Consider the following 17,054-nt stretch of genomic DNA (forward strand, 5'->3'; position numbering starts at 1 on the left):
ACGCGTGCGCCGAGCCGATCGCCATGCGTCCCGAGGGCAGGAGAGACCATGGCGACCGAGCGAGAACACACGGCGGCCGGACCGGCGGAGGCCCGGGAGAACGAACGGGAACGGCTCGGCGACATCCTGACGTCGGCGCAGGACTTCGCGCACGAGCAGTCCGGCTACCGGACGGCGCTGAAGGCGCGGCATCTCCAGATGATCGCCCTCGGTGGCGCGATCGGTACGGGGCTCTTCATGGGGGCCGGCGGACGGCTGAATGCGGCGGGGCCGCTGCTGGCCGTCTCGTACCTCGTGTGCGGCGTGTTCGCGTTCTTCATCCTCCGTGCCCTCGGCGAGCTGGTGATCCACCGGCCGTCCTCCGGGTCGTTCATCTCGTATGCGCGGGAGTTCTCCGGCGAGAAGCTGGCTTTCGCCGCCGGCTGGCTCTATCTGCTGAACTGGGGCATGGTCGCGATCGTCGACTCCACCGCCGTCGCGCTGTACGTCCACTACTGGTCGGCGTTCCGCGTTGTTCCGCAGTGGCTCCTCGCGCTGATCGCCCTGGTGGTCGTCGTCGGTCTCAACCTCGTCTCCGTCCGGTTGTTCGGGGAGATGGAGTTCTGGTTCTCCCTCGTGAAGGTCGCCGCGCTCGCCCTCTTCCTTGTGGTCGGCGTGGTGTTCCTCGCGGCCGGCTGGGAGACCGATCGGGGCCCCACCGGGATCGCGATGCTCGCCGCGCACGGAGGCTTCGCACCAGAAGGCGTCCTCCCCGCTGTGATCGTCATGCAGGGGGTCGTCTTCGCCTATGCCTCGATCGAGCTGGTGGGCACCGCTGCGGGCGAGACGGAACACCCGGAGAAGGTGATGCCCCGGGCCGTCAACGCGGTGATCCTGCGCATCGCCGTGTTCTACGTGGGGTCGGTGCTGCTCCTCGCCCTCCTCCTCCCCTCCACGGTGTACCGCGCGGGGGAGAGCCCGTTCGTGACATTCTTCTCGCACGTGGGCGGACCCGACGTGGCGGCGGTGGCGGGCAGTGCCATGAACTTCATCGTGATCACCGCCGCGGTCTCCGGCCTCAACGCCGGCCTGTACTCCACCGGCCGGGTGTTCCGGGCGCCGCTCCGCGTGCGACCGGACGCATGAGCCGGCGCGGGGTACCCGTCGTCGGCATCCTCGTCACGGCCGTGTTCGCCCTCGCGGGGGTGCTCCTCAATGCCGTGGTGCCCGAAGAGGCGTTCGAGATCGTGCTGAACCTGAGCGCCATCGGGATCATCGCCGCGTGGGCGACCATCATCATCTGCCAGCTCCGCCTCTACCGGCTGTCGAGACGCGGTCTGCTCGAGCGCCCGGCGTTCCGGCTGTTCGGCGCCCCGTACACGTCGTACCTCACGTTGGCGTTCCTGGCGTCGGTCATCGTGCTCATGGCCTTCGACTACCCCACCGGCACCTGGACGGTCGCGAGCCTCGGCATCCTGATCCCCGCTCTCATCGGCGGCTGGTTCCTGGCCCGCAGACGCATCGCGGAGCTCGCCGCGCAGCGAGCGACGTCCGGATCGGACGACGAGGTCTGACGGTCCCCGGCCTGCTCAGGCTCCGGTATCGCGCGGATCAGGCGCCGTGGGGCGGCGAGACAGCCGTGTCAGTCGCGGGATGTCCGCGGTGGCGCCGGCGTCGGCCGGGACGATGATCTGCTGGGACGCGGCGATGTCGATCCCCTCGGCCCGGACGACGAGGTCGCCGACGGGAGCCCGGCGGGAGAGCAGGGCGAGCGCGATGGGACCGTCCTCGTGATGGCGCGCGGAGGAGGTGACACGTCCGACCTCGTCCTCGCCCGCGAACACCGGGGATCCGGGTTCCGGCAGGACGGCGTCGCTCCCGTCGAGCTGGAGCAGGGCGAGCCTCCGCGGCGGGTGCCCGAGGTTGTGCACCTTGGCAACGGTCTCCTGCCCGCGGTAGCAGCCCTTGTTCAGATGAACGGCGCTGCGCAGCCAGTCCGACTCGTGCGGCAGCGACCGCTCGTCCACCTCGGCCGCCCACCGCGGTCGCCAGGCGGCGATGCGCAGCGCCTCGGCGGCGAGGAGTCCGGCGGCGGCGTCCCGATCGAGCTCCGCGGCGAGCGCACGCGCCGCGGTCTCGGACACGATGCCGATCCGCCAGGCGAGGTCCGCCCCGGGGTGGGCGGCCACGTCGGCGTACTGATGGCCACCGGCGGCGACCTGCTGCCAGGGGTCGACCCAGATCCGCACACCGTCCAGGCCGCGCACGCGCTCGGCCGCGGGACCGCCGTCGACGAACCCGAGGAGCACGAGGTCGGGACGCAGCTCCACGGTGGCCTGGGTACGGAACTTCATCCTCGTCAGCCAGGTCGCGAGAGCCTCCGCGTCGCCGGCGTCCGCCAGGAGCCAGGTCGAGGTGCCGTCGTCGAGGACACCCGCCGCGTGCTCCACTCGCCCCTGCGGATCGAGGACGAGGAGCTCGGTGCTCTCCCCGCGCGCAGGCCGCCCACGGCCTGCGATGTGATGGAGTCGAGCCAGGAGAGGCGTTCGGGGCCGGAGACCTCGATGACCGTCCGGTCGTCCAGGGGGACGATCGCTGTTCCGGCCGCGAGGTGGCGCTGCTCCCGGAACGGATCGCCGAAGTGAGCGATCCCCTGCTCCCCCGCGGTCGCGCCGGGCACGCGGTCGAAGATGCTGCTGCTCACGGTGTCCTCTCGTTCAGACGCGGGCGAGACGCGCCGAGGCGTGCGCCCGCAGCGGCGTGCCGAGCGCGGCGACGTCCCACGCCCACAGCAGGTGCCCGTCGACGAGGCCGTACATCCGCGAGGCCGAGCCGTAGTCCTTGGCGCCCGCGCCCCGCACGATCGCGTCGGACGAGAGGTCGACGCGCGGGCCGTTGATCTCGCCGAGGTAGTACTCGAGCATGCCGTCCGAGCGGGCCAGGGACACCTCGAGCGGGAAGGCCCCGTTCGGCGACCGCAACGCCTCCACGTCGTCGACCGTCCGGGCGACCGGAGCCACGGTGGGCGGGAGCAGCGCCGGTCCGGCGTCCGTGGCAGCGGCTGGACGCGCCAGGCGCCAGAACCCGGATTCCGCTGTCAGCGGGACCGCGGGCGTGTGCTCGCCGCCCGCGAAGGTGGCGGTGGCCGCGTAGTTGAGGAACGGCCCGCCGTCGTGGCTGAAGCTCACGCGATGCGTGAACTCGCCCTGCAGACGCTCCTCGCCGACCGGGTAGTCGATGACACCGGTCCCCTCCCACACGCCGATCAACCACGCCAGCGGGGCGAGGTCGGCGGGAAGGTCGGTGGGGAGCTCGATCACGATGTCGTCAGCGCTGGCCGCGGAAGAGGTTGCGCAGCACGACGGCCGAGACGAAAACGATCGCGAGGCTCGCCAGGCCCAGCAGGCCGATGAAGAAGATTTCGAGCGCCATGATGTCCATGCCTCCACCTTACCCCCGGCGATACGGCTCAGGAGGGGATGAGAGCGGCCAGGCCGAACCCGATGGAGATGAGGCCCATCAGCAGCAGCGATCCGGTCACGCTGCTCGCGATACGGAAGATGAAGCCCTGGGTGCGCCCGTACCAGAGCTGCACGGCGAAGGACAGCAGGACGACGGCGCCGAAGCCCACGAGCATCCATTGGATGCGCCACTCCTCGGGTGTGAGGATCCCGATGACGACGCTGCCGACGAACGCGGTCGCCCAGACCGCGATCACGCCGGTGAAGGCGTTGCGGGGTGCGAGTGCCGGTTCTGACATGTCTCCATTCTTGCGCATCGGTGGCCGCTATCATGGCGGCACGGCGTCGATCCCCCCGCCGGTGAGGAGTGCGCGTGGCCCTGGTGCTGGTTCTGACCAATGCTCCGCTCTCGGAGCAGGTGCTGCCCGCCCTCGAGCTGCTGAGCCACCGTGCACGGCAGATCCCCGCGGAACCGGCTCAGCTCGTCAACGCCCCCGAGTACGACATCGTGATCGTCGACGGTCGGCACGACCTCGTCGGGGCGAAGTCCCTCTGCCGTCTGCTGCGGGCGACCGGACAGGATGCGCCTCTCCTGCTCGTGGTCACCGAGGGCGGCATGAGCGCGCTGTCGGGCGAATGGGGCATCGACGACGTCCTGCTGGCCACTGCCGGCCCCGCCGAGATCGACGCCCGCGTGCGTCTGGCGCTCGCGCGACGGGACGAGGTCGCGGAGCCGGCGCGCGTGCAGGCCTCCGGCGTCACGATCGACGAGCAGTCGTACTCCGCCAAGCTGCACGGGCGTCCTCTCGACCTCACGTACAAGGAGTTCCAGCTCCTGCACTTCCTCGCCACGCACCCGTCCCGGGTGTTCACGCGCGAGCAGCTGCTCAGCGAGGTGTGGGGCTACGACTACTTCGGCGGCACCCGCACCGTGGACGTGCACGTGCGGCGGTTGCGGGCCAAGCTCGGCGATCAGGAGCAGATCATCGGCACGGTGCGCAACGTCGGGTACCGCTTCAACGTCTACGAGGACGACAGCCTGGTCGGCTCCCGCTGACCGCCGTTCACACGCGCGACACCTGCCGGTGCTTAGATGTACCCCATGATCGATCCCGCACTCGCCGACGCCGGACTCGGTGACGCCGAAGACGACGACTTCGACGACGCCGTCGAGGCGCCGGACTCCCAGCTCCCCGACCACCGGTACCTGGATCGCGAGCTGAGCTGGCTCGCGTTCAACCAGCGGGTACTGGAGCTCGCGGAGGATCCGTCCCTGCCGGAGCTGGAGCGGGCGAACTTCCTGGCGATCTTCGCCAGCAACCTGGACGAGTTCTTCATGGTGCGCGTCGCGGGGCTCAAGCGGCGCATCATGACCGGCCTCGCCGTGCCGACCAACATCGGCCGGTCCCCCGTGGACGCCCTCGCCGACATCTCGCGCGAGGCTCACGCGCTGCAGTTGCGCCATGCGGACGCGTGGACCAACCTCGTCCGCCCGGCCCTCGCCGACTCGGGCATCGAGATCACGGAGTGGCCCGACCTCACGGACGACGAGCGCTCCGCCCTGTCCGATTACTTCCAGGCGCAGGTCTTCCCTGTGCTGATGCCCCTGGCGGTCGACCCGGCACACCCATTCCCGTACATCTCCGGGCTCTCCCTGAACCTCGCCATCCGCATCCGCAACGCGCGGACCGGACGGCAGGAGTTCGCGCGCCTGAAGGTGCCGCCCATGCTGCCGCGTTTCGTCGAGGTGCCCTCGACGGGCGAGATCAAGCGCTTCCTGCGCCTCGAGGAGCTGATCGCGAACCACCTCGGCGACCTCTTCCCCGGCATGGAGGTGCTCGACCACCACGCGTTCCGCCTCACCAGGAACGAGGACGTGGAGATCGAGGAGGACGAGAGCGAGAACCTCATCCAGGCGCTCGAGGCCGAGCTGCTGCGGCGCCGGTTCGGTCCGCCCATCCGACTCGAGATCACCGACGACATGGACGAGGTCACGATGGACCTCCTCGTGCGCGAACTCGACATCACCGACCAGGAGGTCTACCGCCTCCCGGGGCCGCTCGACCTTCGCGGACTGTTCGATCTGTCTCGCATCGACCGCCCCGACCTGCGGTATCCGCCGCATCTGCCGACCACCGCCGTGGCGTTCCAGCCGACGGGCTCCAACAGCCGTGCGGACATCTTCAAGGCGATCCGCAAGTCCGACGTCCTGGTGCACCACCCGTACGAGTCGTTCACGACCAGCGTGCAGGCGTTCCTCGAGCAGGCGGCGCGCGATCCGCACGTGCTCGCGATCAAGCAGACGCTCTACCGCACCTCGGGCGACAGCCCCGTCGTGCAGGCGCTCATCGACGCCGCCGAGGCCGGCAAGCAGGTGCTCGCGCTCGTCGAGGTGAAGGCGCGGTTCGACGAGGCGAACAACATCGTCTGGGCACGCAAGCTGGAGAAGGCGGGCGTGCACGTGGTGTACGGCCTCGTCGGGCTCAAGACGCACTGCAAGCTCGCGCTCGTGATCCGCGAGGAGGACGGCATGCTCCGTCATTACTCCCACGTCGGCACCGGCAACTACAACCCGAAGACCAGCCGCATCTACGAGGACTTCGGGCTGTTCACCGCGGACGCCCAGGTGGGCAAGGACCTCACCCGGCTGTTCAACGAGCTCAGCGGCTACGCGATCGAGAAGAAGTTCAAGCGGCTGCTCGTCGCTCCGCTGCACCTCCGCAAGGGTCTCGTCCGGTTGATCGACGCCGAGCGCCGGATCGCCGAGGCGGGCAAGCCCGCACACATCCGGATCAAGGTCAACTCGATGGTCGACGAGGAGATCATCGACGCCCTGTACCGCGCCAGCGCTGCGGGCGTGAAGGTGGACGTGTGGGTGCGCGGCATCTGCAGCCTGCGGACCGATCTCGACGGGATCAGCGACAACATCACGGTCCGCAGCATCCTCGGCCGCTACCTCGAGCACTCCCGCATCTTCACGTTCGAGAACGACGGAGATCCGCAGGTGTACATCGGCAGCGCCGACATGATGCACCGCAACCTCGACCGTCGCGTCGAGGCCCTCGTCCGGGTCACCGACACCGCGCACCTCAAGGAGCTCACCGCCTTCTTCGACCTGGCGATGGACGACCGGACCTCGTCGTGGCATCTGGGCCGCGACGGCGTGTGGGAGCGCCACGCCGTGGATGCCGACGGCAAGCCGCTCGTGGACCTGCAGGATAAGACCATGGGCATGATCCAGCGACGCCGCCGGGCGCGGGCGGTTCGATGACGGCGCGGCAGGTCCAGCTTCCGGAGCCCGCCACCGACGCGAAGTGGGCGAGCAAGGCCGTGTACGCGGCCGGGGCGGTCGTGTGGCGACTCGTCGACGGCAAGCTTCGCATCCTGCTGATCCATCGCACCAAGTACCGGGACGTCACCCTGCCGAAAGGCAAAGTCGACCCCGGGGAGATGCTCGCCGAGACGGCGGTGCGCGAGGTGCACGAGGAGACCGGCATCCGCGTCGCCCTCGGGGTTCCCGTCGGGATCAGCCGCTACCACCTCGCCTCCCGGAAGCAGAAGGTCGTCCACTACTGGGCTGCGGAGGCCACCGACGCGGCGATCCGCGCCTCGACGTTCGTGCCCAACCGGGAGATCGCCGCACTGGAGTGGGTCAGCGTCAAGAAGGCTCGTGCCGCGCTGAGCTATCCCGTGGACCACGAGATCCTCGATGCGTTCGCTGCCCTCGTGGAGGACGGTGTGCTGCGGACCTTCCCGGTGATCGCTCTCCGCCATGCGAAGGCGCTGCCCCGATCGGAATGGGACAAGGCCGACGCCGCGCGTCCGCTCACCGACCGCGGCAAGCGCCAGGCCAAGGCCATCGTCGGTCCTCTCCGAGCCTTCGGCGTACGGAAGATCGTCACGAGCGACGCCGTGCGCTGCGTCCAGACCGTCGCCCCGCTGGCCAAGGCGCTGGACCGTAAGCCGGTCCTGACCGAGAAGATCAGCCAGGACGCCTGGGAGGACGGCGTCGCCGATCTGCGTTCCGTCGTCGGCCGCCGCATCCGCGCCGGGAAGCCCGCGGTGCTGTGCAGCCACGGCCCCGTGCTCCCCGGACTGCTCTCGGAGATCGCCCTCGCGACGGGCACCCTCCGCGGCTCGTACGTCAGCAGCGCCGCCGATCTGGAGACCGGTGCGTTCTCCATCGTCCATGTCTCCGCGACGAACCCGGGCTCAGGGATCATCTCGATCGAGACCCACGCGCCGAAGGTCTGACGCGTCGACCGGCTCAGCGCGCTTCGAAGGGCTCAGCGACCCAGGCGGCGACTGGGATCGTCCCCAGAGAGTCGCCGGTCGTTCACCTGCCGTTCACCTGCTCGGGAGAGTCTCGTTAACCGTCGCCCCTAGCGTCACTGTGTGCCCTGCACCGGGCCCCACCCCTCCAAGATCGAAGGATCCACAGTGAAGATCTCCCGAATCGCACGAATCGGCGCCATCGGCGCCGTCGCCGCTCTCGCCCTCGCCGGCTGTGCCGCGAACGAAGGCGGAGCCGGCGGCTCCAGCGAAGAGCCCTCGGAGTCCACGCTCTCCGGCACGATCGACGCGACCGGCGCGTCCTCGCAGACCGCGGCCCAGGAGGCCTGGGTCGCCGCCTTCCAGACCGCCAACCCGGACGTGACCGTCAACTACGAGCCCACGGGTTCCGGCACCGGACGTGAGAACTTCCTCGAGGGCGGCAGCAACTTCATCGGCTCCGACCGCGCGTTCAACGACGAGGAGATCGCTGCCGGCGGCTTCGGCGCCTGCGCCTCCGACGACATCGTCGAGGTCCCCCTCTACATCTCCCCCGTCGCCGTCGCGTTCAACCTCGAGGGCATCGACACCCTGAACCTCGACGCCGCCACGATCGCGGGTATCTTCGCCGGCACCATCACCAACTGGAACGACGAGGCCATTGCGGCCCTCAACGACGGTGTCGAGCTCCCGGACCTCGCCATCTCGCCCGTGCACCGCTCCGACCCCTCGGGTACGCAGGAGACCTTCGCCAAGTACCTCAGCGCGACGGCTCCCGATGTCTGGACCTACGAGGTCTCGGACGAGTGGCCGATCCAGGGCGGCGAGGCCGCTCAGGGCACCTCGGGCGTGAAGCAGGCTCTCACGGCCGGCAACGGCGCCATCGGCTTCCTCGACGCGTCGCAGGCCGAGGGCCTCGGCCAGGTCGCGGTCGGCGTGGGCGAGGAGTTCGTCTCCTACTCGGCCGAGGCTGCCGCGAAGCTCGTCGAGGGCTCGCCGCTCGCCGAGGGCCGCGGCGAGGGTGACCTCGTCTTCGATGTCGACCCGGCCGCCGCCGCGGACGGCGCCTACCCGATCGCCCTGGTCAGCTACCTCATCGGCTGCGAGCAGTACGAGGACAGCAACGTCGCGGAGCTCGTGAAGGAGTACTTCACGTACATGGCGAGCGCCGAGGGCCAGGACGCCGCCGCCGAGAACGCCGGCAGCGCCCCGATCTCGGACGGCCTGCGCGAGCAGGTCCAGGCCGCGATCGACCTGATCCAGGTCGGCTGATCCTGCCGATCCACTGACGACGGTGCCCCCGCGTCCCCGAGCGGGCGCGGGGGCTCCGCCAGGTCAGCACCCGATCCATCTCCACCCGGCCCGAAACAGGGAGATCATGAGCACGACCGCGCAGGAGCCGACAACGGCACCGGCACCGACACCGGCGCCGCCCACACCGATCAAGGCCAAGCAGCGTCTCGGCGACCGGGTCTTCTCCGGCACCGCACTGGCGGCCGGCATCATCATCCTGGTCGTGCTGGCGCTCGTCGCCGCCTTCCTCATCATCCAGAGCCTGCCGGCGTTCCAGCTCGACACCACCGACAACCACATCCTGCGTGGCCAGTCGTTCTGGGAGTACGTGTGGCCGCTCGTCTTCGGCACCCTCTGGGCGTCGTTCATGGCCCTGCTGATCGCCGCGCCCATCGCCATCGGCATCGCGCTCTTCATCTCGCACTACGCCCACCGCCGGCTCGCGGCGTTCCTCGGCTACATCATCGACCTGCTCGCGGCGGTGCCGTCCGTGGTCTTCGGCCTCTGGGGCGGCCTCGTGCTCGCCCCCCTGCTGCAGCCGATCTACGTGTGGCTCAACGAGAACGCCTCGTGGGTGCCCTTCTTCGGCGGTCAGGTCTCCGCGACCGGGAAGACCATCCTCACCGCCGCCCTCGTGCTCGCCGTGATGTGCATCCCGATCATGACCGCCATCTGCCGCGAGGTCTTCCTGCAGACTCCGAAGCTGCACGAGGAGGCCGCCCTCGCCCTGGGTTCGACCCGGTGGGAGATGGTGCGCATGGCCGTGCTCCCCTTCGCCCGCGGCGGCATGGTGTCGGCCGCGATGCTCGCCCTCGGCCGCGCGCTGGGCGAGACCATGGCCGTGACGATGGTGCTCTCCCCGTCCGCGGTCGTCAGCTTCCTCGTGCTCACCGCCACGAACCCCACGCCCATCCCCGCGAACATCGCCCTCGCCTTCCCCGAGGCGCACGGCACCGGCGTGAACACGCTGATCGCGACCGGCCTCATCCTCTTCGTCGTGACCTTCGCGGTCAACGCGCTGGCGCGCTGGATCGTCGCCCGCCGCGCCGAGTTCTCGGGAGCGAACTGACATGTCCGTCCTCACCACCGCGCCTCCCGCCGCGAGCGCCACCGCCCTCACCTCCGGCCGTCTGCCCAAGTGGGCACCGTGGGCCCTCCTCGGCGTCTCGTTCGTCGTCGCTGCCGCCGTGTTCGGCGTCGCCGCGGCCGGCTCCGACACACCGCTCGCCGACTTCAACATCGCGGGCACCGTCATCGTCGGCATCCTGCTCTACATGGTGATCATCACGGTCATCTCCTCGATCGCCGAGAGCCGCCGCAAGGCCGTCGACCGTCTGATGACGGCCCTCGTCGCCACCGCCTTCCTCATCGCCCTGCTCCCGCTGGTCTCGCTGCTGTGGACCGTGGTGGCGAACGGCATCGAGCGTTTCGACGCCGAGTTCTTCTCCTACTCCATGCGCAACGTCGTCGGCGACGGCGGCGGTATCGTGCACGCCATCTGGGGCACGGTCCTCATCACCTTGACGGCCACGATCATCTCGGTGCCGGTCGGGCTGATGACCTCCATCTACCTCGTCGAGTACGGCCGCGGCAAGATCGCCAAGGCCATCACGTTCTTCGTCGACGTCATGACGGGCATCCCCTCGATCGTCGCCGGTCTGTTCATCTACGCCGTGTTCGCGCTCCTGATCCGTCCCGGCATCTCGATGGGCTTCATGGGCGCGCTCGCCCTCGCCGTGCTGATGACGCCGGTCGTCGTCCGCGGCAGCGAAGAGCTGCTCCGGATCGTCCCGAACGAGCTGCGCGAGGCCTCCTACGCCCTCGGCGTGCCGAAGTGGCTGACGATCCTCAAGGTCGTGCTCCCCACCTCCATCGCCGGCATCATGACCTCGGTCATGCTCGCCATCTCCCGGGTGATCGGCGAGACTGCCCCGCTGCTGCTCACCGCCGGATTCACGCAGAGCCTCAACACGAACATCTTCGACGGTCAGATGATGACCCTCCCGGTGTTCGCCTACAACCAGTACATGAACCAGGGCACGAACCCCGATGCCGCGGTCGCACGCGCCTGGGCCGCTGCCCTCACCCTCATCCTCATCGTCATGGTGCTGAACCTGCTCGCCCGCCTGATCGCGAAGCTGTTCGCCCCGAAGGTCAACGGCCGCTGAGCCCCCGACCACTCAGAATAGGAATCCACGTGTCCAAGAGCATCGAAGTCAACGACCTCAACGTCTACTACGGCAACTTCCTCGCGGTCGAGGGCGTCTCCCTCGACATCCAGCCGCGCAGCGTGACCGCCTTCATCGGTCCCTCCGGCTGCGGCAAGTCCACCTTCCTCCGCACCCTCAACCGCATGCACGAGGTCATCCCCGGCGCCCGCGTCGAGGGCGAGGTGCTGCTCGACGGCAAGGACCTCTACGGTGCCGGCGTCGACCCGGTGCTCGTGCGCCGTCAGGTGGGGATGGTCTTCCAGCGTCCCAACCCGTTCCCCACGATGTCGATCAAGGAGAACGTGCTCGCGGGCGTGAAGCTCAACAACAAGCGGATGGCGAAGAGCGAGCAGGACGACCTGGTCGAGAAGTCGCTCACCGGCGCGAACCTGTGGAACGAGGTCAAGGACCGCCTGGACCGTCCGGGCTCCGGGCTCTCGGGCGGCCAGCAGCAGCGCCTCTGCATCGCCCGCGCCATCGCGGTCTCGCCGGAGGTGCTCCTGATGGACGAGCCGTGCTCGGCCCTCGACCCCATCTCGACCTACGCGATCGAGGAGCTGATCGGCGAGCTCAAGAACGAGTTCACGATCGTGATCGTCACGCACAACATGCAGCAGGCCAGCCGCGTCTCCGACAAGACCGCGTTCTTCAACATCGCGGGCACCGGCAAGCCCGGCAAGCTCATCGAGTACGACGACACCACGAGCATCTTCACGACCCCGTCCGTACAGGCCACCGAGGACTACGTCTCCGGCCGCTTCGGCTGAGCCCTGCCCCCTCGACTTTCGGGCCCGGCCGCGTCGCGTCCGGGCCCGCTCCTCTTGCCCCCGTGCATAACTCCGGAGATCGGGGGGGCACGCCGGCGTCCGGACCCGCTCACGGCGTGTCGCGCGGCATCTCCGGAGTTGTGCACAGGGAGCCGGAGCACCTCAGTCGCGCGGGGAGAGGAGGTAGCCGTTCAGCTCGTCCGTGAGGGCGGTGTCGACGGGAAGAGGGGTGCCGTCGATCGCGGTGATGGCGGTGGCGAGGCGCACGCTCGACACGAGCCACGCGGCGTCGGCCCGCGTGAGGTCGCCGGCCGGGATGCGGTCGTAGCCGACCTCGAAGCCCCGCGCGAGGAGGTGGTCGTACACGCTGAGCTGGGTGGTTCCGTGGAGGATGCCGCCGTTCGGGGCCGGAGTCGTGAACCGGTCCCCGAAGCGCAGGATGAGGGAGGCCGTCGGAGCCTCCAGCACGAAGCCGTCGCTGGACACGAAGATGGCATCGTCGGCTCCGCGGCGCTTGGCCTCGCGCAGCGCCGCCATGTTCACGGCATAGGACAGCGTCTTGGCCCCGAGCAGCAGCCAGGGAGCACGCTCCGCGGCGCCGAGGTCGTAGCCGCGGTCGAGGGTGACGACCTTGACGCCGTTCCTCCGGACGGCCGCGAAGTCCGCGGCCGGGGCGGCCGTGACCCAGGCGGTCGGCGTCGGGCCGTGCTCGACGCCGCGGCTGAGGATGAGCTTGATGACCCATTCCCCCTGGTCGAGCTGCGCCGCGGCCTGCTGGATCGCCTGGCGCCACTGCTCCTGGTTCGGCACAGGGAGGTCACAGAGCCGCGCCGAGTGCGCGAGTCGCTCGAGGTGTGGAACGACCTCCTGCGCATGCCCGCCGACGACCCCGATGGACTCGAACACGCCGTCGCCCCGTTGCGTGCTCAGCTCCCCGACGCTGAGGGCGGGGGCGGCGGCATCCACCTGGGTGAAGGTGTCGGCGTAGTCGGCGCGCTGCTCGTCGGCGGCGGCGGGGTCGATCATGAGGGCGAAGCGACGGGTCATGCCACGAGCCTAGAACGCGGGGAATACCTGCCGCCTCCTCGCGTTACACTGGAGTGGCCGGGCCGCATAACCCCGGGCTCCAATTTTCGCCGCTGCGAGCGGCCTTCCGCCGAGAGGCGTTCTTGCGGCCCGGTCTTTCTCTGTCCGGACTCGGCCGGGTTCAGGCCAGGGCGCCGGTGCGCCAGAGGGCCGCCGACGCCGCGAGATCCTGGGCGTAGCTGCTCAACCGCAACGCCCGCGTGGTGAGCTCGCTGGCACGGGCCGGTTCCGTCGGCTCGTAGTCGTCCGCCGTGTGCGTCGCGCCCGAGGCCTGCACGCGGCAGAACGCCGCCGCCCGCTCCAGTGCCACGGCGAAGTCACCGCGGAAGGCCCCGCGGAGGATGGTGTCGATGAGCGTGACGAGTTCCTCGGGGCTCGCCGGCACCGGTGCGCCGGCGACGACGGCATCGGCCGACGGCAGCTCGACCCGCCCCCGGTCGTAGAGGAGCGCCGCGGTACGGGGATCGCCGTGGATGGCGAGCTGGAGGACGTACAGCCGCCACAGCGAGCCGGGGAGGGTGCGCGACGGCGCCTTCGACCACAGCTCCGCGATCTCGTCGATGCCGTGCTCGCTCGTGAACGCGATGAGCCGCTCGACACTCGCCCCGCTCTCGTCCTCGCGGACGCGGGTCAGCAGCGCAGAGGCCGTCGCGTGCGCGACCCGCGTCTCCTCGGCGGGATCATGCCCGCCGACGATGTTGTCGAAGGCACTCGTCGGACGACGCACGGGGCGGTGATGCTGCTCGGGCATCCCTCCAGGGTACGCCCCGCTTCGGGCGCTCAGGCCGTGGGGATGACGATGACGGGATCCGTCGTGGGCAGCCCGGACGGCGATCCGCCCTCCTGCTCGACCGTCACCGCGATGGCGTCGCCGGCATGCATCTCCCCTTCGAGAAGCGCCGTGGCCTCTCCGCCGTCGACGTCGAACACGCCGGCCGGGATCGGATCCTCGCCACGCACGAACCACAGCTCGTAGGTCTTCCCGTCCGCCGCCTCGGGCAGGCCGTCCGTGACGAGCACCGCCTTGCCGACGGAACCCGACCAATGCGCCGTCGCGGTCGCGCCGTCGTCGAGCTCCACCGTGGCCTTCTGCGCGTCGCCGGCGGATTCGATCTCTTGCAGCGCCACGACACTCGCCGGCCGATTCAATCGGTCATTCAGGGCCACGGCCCCGATGCCCACGCCGACGAGGAGCGCCAAGCACGCGGCGAGCGCGAAGGCGAGTCGAGTCCAGCGGCGAGCCGGGCGCACCGCCGGCTCATCGGCAGCGGGAGCACCCATCGCGGCGGCCTGGTCCGGCGCGGGGTCCGGTGCGGGGCCGTCCTGCTGCGGGGTCTGGGCGATCTGCGCGAGCAGCGCGGCGCGGACACCGGCGGGCGGAGTCACCGGGGCCACGCCGTCGGCGAGGAGAGCCGCCGTCTCATCGTCGGCGTCGCGCTGGGCCGCCCACTCCGGATGCTCGGTGAGGGCACGCCGGTAGCGGCGCTCGTCGTCCGCCGACAGCGCGTGGAGCGCGGCACCTGCCGCGAGCTCTGCGAAGTCCTTCTCGTTCATGCCGTCACCCCCATCGCCGTGCGGAGACGGGTCAGCCCGTCTCTCATCCGTGTCTTGATCGTCCCCAGCGGTGCCCCCACGAGCGCCGCGATCTCGTTCTGACTGTAACCGCCGTAGTAGGCGAGGACGAGCGCCTCCCGCTGCGCTTCGGGAAGCCCCGTCAGCGCGGCGACGACCCGCTCTCCCTCGATCTCCAACTCGACCCGTTCCGCCACGCTGTCATGCGCGACGCCGAGGTCCTTGTATCCCGCGCGCACGTCCCGGTCCGCACTCGACTGCGACGCTCGCACCCGATCCACGGCCCGGCGATGCGCGATCGTCATCACCCAGGTTCGCCCCTGTCCCTTGTTCGGAGCGAACCGGGAAGCGGATTGCCAGATCTCGAGGAAGACCTCCTGGAGCACTTCCTCGCTCTGCGCGCGGTTCACGAGCACGCGGAGGATCAAGCCGAAGACACGGGAGGAGAGGGAGTCGTACAGCGCGGCGAAGGCAGCCTGATCACCGGAGGCGACGCGGACGAGGAGGTCGGCGACAGCATCCTGCGGCGCCGTCCCGTCCTCGGGGACGTCCATCCCATCGATGACCATCTCCATAAGCATGCCGTATCTCCTCCCTCTTCCCGTGCAGACGTCACCCGAATGTGAACGAATACACCTCGACGCCGGACGGGACGTCGAGCGTGAACGTGCCCTTCTCGATGTCGCTCTCCTCCCTGAGGCCGTAGGAGCGCGGAGTCCCGTCGACCGTGATGGTCTGTTCCTTCCCGTCGGCGTCCGTCACCACCACCTCGCCCGATCCGGCGACGACCATGCGTACCTCGGCGGCTCGGTACTCCAGCCGGATGCGTCCCTCGTCCGCCGTCGGCGTCACGTACTGGGTCTCCACGGTCCAGTCGCCGTCCAGCGCGAAGCTGTCGTCGGGCTGGTCCTCCGGGAACGTGAAAGTCCCGTCGCCTCGCCGGTACTCGTCGCCGCCGCCGTAGTTGACGTCCTTCGAGGAGCCGAGGAACGTCTCCCGTGTCGTGGCGCCCACCTCGGGTGTCTCATCCTTCACGTCCGTGGCGGCGGGGAGTTCGACGTCGGGGTCGGCGTCCTCCAGCAGCTCCCTGATCATCGCCTCCGTCGCGGCGTAGTTGCCCTCACCGAAGGAGATGTGGCGCACGGTGCCCTCCGCGTCGATGAGGTAGTGCGCGGGCCAGTACCGGTTGCGGTAGTTCGTCCAGGTGGAGAGCGTGTTGTCGAGGGCGACCGGATACTCGATGCCGAAGTCACGCGCCCCGGCCGCCACGTTCCCCGGATCCTTCTCGAAGGCGTACTCGGGCGAGTGGATGCCGATCACCCGCAGGCCCGCATCGCGATAGGCCTCGTCCCAGGCCACGACGTGCGGGATGGAGCGCTGGCAGTTGATGCAGGAGTATGCCCAGAAGTCGATGAGGACCACCTGTCCGCGCAGGTCTTTCAGGTCGACCGCCTCCCCGTCCGGCGTGTTGAGCCACTGCTGGATGCCCTTGATCGACGGCGCGGTGCCGCAGGACTCGAGTTCGGTCGCGCCGTTCGTGCATTGGTCGAGGTCCTTGTTCTCCTCGTTCACCAGACCACCGAGGTCGAGCGCGTCCTGCACCTGCTCCGAGTCGGCGATCTGCTCCTGCAGGGGCGCCGTGTAGTCCGGCAGCAGCCGCTGCAGCGCCTGGGGGACGTTGAACACCAGACCGACGGCGAGCGCGATCATCGCCACGCCGGCGGCGATCCGCAGCGCGCGCTCCTTCGTCCGGAAGGCCCGGATGCGCTCGACGACGCTGCGACCGGCGAGAGCGAAGATCAACAGGGGCACGGCGACGCCGATCGCGAAGGAGACGGTGAGCAGCACGGTCCCCACACCGATCTGGCCCGTGGAACCGGCGACGATGATGGCTGCGAGCACCGGGCCCGCGCAGGGGACGAACACCGCTCCGAGGGCGAGGCCGACACCGAACCCGTTGCCGCGGTTCTTCACCTCGCGCTGGCCGAAGCGCTGGAACGGCCGCTCCAGGATGTGCTGGAACCGCGGCACGATGAGTCCCACGCCGATGATGACCAGGACCGCGATGCCGACCCAGCGGATGATGTCCTGCGGCAGGTTCAGCAGGCCGAGGATGAGCGACCCGGCGAGCGTCACGAGCGTGAAGCTCAGCACGAGCCCCGCGATGACGAAGTAAGGACGGCTGCGTTTCGCGGGCACCGCCTCCCCCTCGTAGGACGCCGACTGGGCGCCGCCGGTCAGGAAGATCACCGGCAGCACGGGCAGGATGCACGGCGAGATACCGGTGATGAGCCCGCCGAGCAGGCCGATGATGATCAGGTCCATGAGGTCCTCGTCTCTGTCGGGTGCTGTTCGCGCCGACCCCCTGCAACGGATTGGATTCGACCCGATTCCGAGGAATCTCGAATTTTCTC

Annotated in this window: 14 protein-coding genes and 2 pseudogenes; 8 read left to right on the forward strand and 8 right to left on the reverse strand. The window is 69.6% G+C overall.

Annotation, left to right across the window (positions count from 1 at the left end; translation table 11 throughout):
* Positions 1-48: 48 nt before the first annotated feature.
* Positions 49-1,553, forward strand: a pseudogene (locus FY549_RS00345) (amino acid permease).
* Between the two features lie 15 nt (positions 1,554-1,568).
* Here the strand turns inward: FY549_RS00345 and FY549_RS00350 are convergent.
* From FY549_RS00350 to FY549_RS00360, 3 genes and pseudogenes are all read right to left on the reverse strand, one after another.
* Positions 1,569-2,683, reverse strand: a pseudogene (locus FY549_RS00350) (YgfZ/GcvT domain-containing protein).
* 13 nt (positions 2,684-2,696) lie between these two features.
* On the reverse strand, positions 2,697-3,299 hold the full coding sequence (locus FY549_RS00355) for an FABP family protein (protein WP_149083331.1): 603 nt from the start codon (positions 3,297-3,299) through the stop codon (positions 2,697-2,699).
* Between the two features lie 149 nt (positions 3,300-3,448).
* Entirely contained in the window at positions 3,449-3,739 is a 291-nt protein-coding gene (locus tag FY549_RS00360; protein ID WP_149083332.1) for a hypothetical protein, read from the reverse strand.
* A gap of 74 nt (positions 3,740-3,813) precedes the next feature.
* On the opposite strand from FY549_RS00360, the gene FY549_RS00365 reads away from it, so the two are divergent.
* The 7 genes from FY549_RS00365 to pstB all read left to right on the forward strand — a co-directional run bounded on the left by FY549_RS00365 (position 3,814) and on the right by pstB (position 11,982).
* Positions 3,814-4,497 (forward strand): winged-helix domain-containing protein, encoded by a 684-nt coding sequence (locus FY549_RS00365; RefSeq protein ID WP_149083333.1) that lies wholly within the window; start codon positions 3,814-3,816, stop codon positions 4,495-4,497.
* Positions 4,498-4,542: 45 nt separating this feature from the next.
* Entirely contained in the window at positions 4,543-6,711 is a 2,169-nt protein-coding gene (locus FY549_RS00370; RefSeq protein WP_149083334.1) for an RNA degradosome polyphosphate kinase, read from the forward strand.
* Positions 6,708-7,694, forward strand: a complete 987-nt coding sequence (locus FY549_RS00375; protein WP_149083335.1) for an NUDIX hydrolase — start codon at positions 6,708-6,710, stop codon at positions 7,692-7,694. The genes FY549_RS00370 and FY549_RS00375 overlap by 4 nt, the downstream gene beginning before the upstream one ends.
* A 186-nt stretch (positions 7,695-7,880) precedes the next feature.
* Complete coding sequence (locus tag FY549_RS00380; protein WP_149083336.1) at positions 7,881-8,984, forward strand: phosphate ABC transporter substrate-binding protein PstS; 1,104 nt, start codon at positions 7,881-7,883, stop codon at positions 8,982-8,984.
* A gap of 106 nt (positions 8,985-9,090) precedes the next feature.
* Positions 9,091-10,074, forward strand: coding sequence for a phosphate ABC transporter permease subunit PstC (pstC, locus tag FY549_RS00385; RefSeq protein WP_149083337.1), 984 nt, complete (start codon positions 9,091-9,093; stop codon positions 10,072-10,074).
* Between the two features lies 1 nt (position 10,075).
* A complete protein-coding gene (gene pstA / locus FY549_RS00390) occupies positions 10,076-11,173 on the forward strand; it encodes a phosphate ABC transporter permease PstA (protein ID WP_149083338.1) in 1,098 nt (365 codons plus the stop codon).
* 29 nt (positions 11,174-11,202) lie between these two features.
* Positions 11,203-11,982 carry a phosphate ABC transporter ATP-binding protein PstB gene (pstB, locus tag FY549_RS00395; RefSeq protein WP_149083339.1) on the forward strand — a complete coding sequence of 260 codons (780 nt, stop codon included), beginning with the start codon at positions 11,203-11,205 and terminating at the stop codon, positions 11,980-11,982.
* Between the two features lie 162 nt (positions 11,983-12,144).
* On the opposite strand, the gene FY549_RS00400 is transcribed toward pstB, so the two are convergent.
* The 5 genes from FY549_RS00400 to FY549_RS00420 all read right to left on the reverse strand — a co-directional run bounded on the left by FY549_RS00400 (position 12,145) and on the right by FY549_RS00420 (position 16,965).
* Positions 12,145-13,029: an aminotransferase class IV gene (locus tag FY549_RS00400; RefSeq protein ID WP_149083340.1), complete on the reverse strand. Its 885-nt coding sequence runs from the start codon at positions 13,027-13,029 to the stop codon at positions 12,145-12,147.
* 160 nt (positions 13,030-13,189) lie between these two features.
* Complete coding sequence (locus FY549_RS00405; protein ID WP_149083341.1) at positions 13,190-13,819, reverse strand: DNA-directed RNA polymerase subunit beta; 630 nt, start codon at positions 13,817-13,819, stop codon at positions 13,190-13,192.
* A gap of 29 nt (positions 13,820-13,848) precedes the next feature.
* A complete protein-coding gene (locus tag FY549_RS00410; RefSeq protein ID WP_149083342.1) occupies positions 13,849-14,622 on the reverse strand; it encodes an anti-sigma factor domain-containing protein in 774 nt (257 codons plus the stop codon).
* Entirely contained in the window at positions 14,619-15,221 is a 603-nt protein-coding gene (gene sigK, locus FY549_RS00415; protein WP_187614889.1) for an ECF RNA polymerase sigma factor SigK, read from the reverse strand. Before sigK ends, FY549_RS00410 begins: the two co-directional genes overlap by 4 nt.
* A gap of 31 nt (positions 15,222-15,252) precedes the next feature.
* Positions 15,253-16,965, reverse strand: coding sequence for a cytochrome c biogenesis protein DipZ (locus FY549_RS00420; RefSeq protein WP_149083343.1), 1,713 nt, complete (start codon positions 16,963-16,965; stop codon positions 15,253-15,255).
* Positions 16,966-17,054: the final 89 nt, after the last annotated feature.

It is taken from the genome of Microbacterium sp. 1S1, from assembly GCF_008271365.1.
GTDB lineage: Bacteria > Actinomycetota > Actinomycetes > Actinomycetales > Microbacteriaceae > Microbacterium.

Excerpts from the sequence above, each read along its gene's own strand:
- FY549_RS00360 (WP_149083332.1), bottom strand. The coding sequence starts at position 3,739 with ATGTCAGAACCGGCACTCGCACCCCGCAACGCCTTCACCGGCGTGATC.
- FY549_RS00370 (WP_149083334.1), top strand. The coding sequence starts at position 4,543 with ATGATCGATCCCGCACTCGCCGACGCCGGACTCGGTGACGCCGAAGAC.
- FY549_RS00375 (WP_149083335.1), top strand. The coding sequence starts at position 6,708 with ATGACGGCGCGGCAGGTCCAGCTTCCGGAGCCCGCCACCGACGCGAAG.
- pstC (WP_149083337.1), top strand. The coding sequence starts at position 9,091 with ATGAGCACGACCGCGCAGGAGCCGACAACGGCACCGGCACCGACACCG.
- pstA (WP_149083338.1), top strand. The coding sequence starts at position 10,076 with ATGTCCGTCCTCACCACCGCGCCTCCCGCCGCGAGCGCCACCGCCCTC.
- FY549_RS00400 (WP_149083340.1), bottom strand. The coding sequence starts at position 13,029 with ATGACCCGTCGCTTCGCCCTCATGATCGACCCCGCCGCCGCCGACGAG.
- FY549_RS00405 (WP_149083341.1), bottom strand. The coding sequence starts at position 13,819 with ATGCCCGAGCAGCATCACCGCCCCGTGCGTCGTCCGACGAGTGCCTTC.
- FY549_RS00410 (WP_149083342.1), bottom strand. The coding sequence starts at position 14,622 with ATGAACGAGAAGGACTTCGCAGAGCTCGCGGCAGGTGCCGCGCTCCAC.
- sigK (WP_187614889.1), bottom strand. The coding sequence starts at position 15,221 with ATGCTTATGGAGATGGTCATCGATGGGATGGACGTCCCCGAGGACGGG.
- FY549_RS00420 (WP_149083343.1), bottom strand. The coding sequence starts at position 16,965 with ATGGACCTGATCATCATCGGCCTGCTCGGCGGGCTCATCACCGGTATC.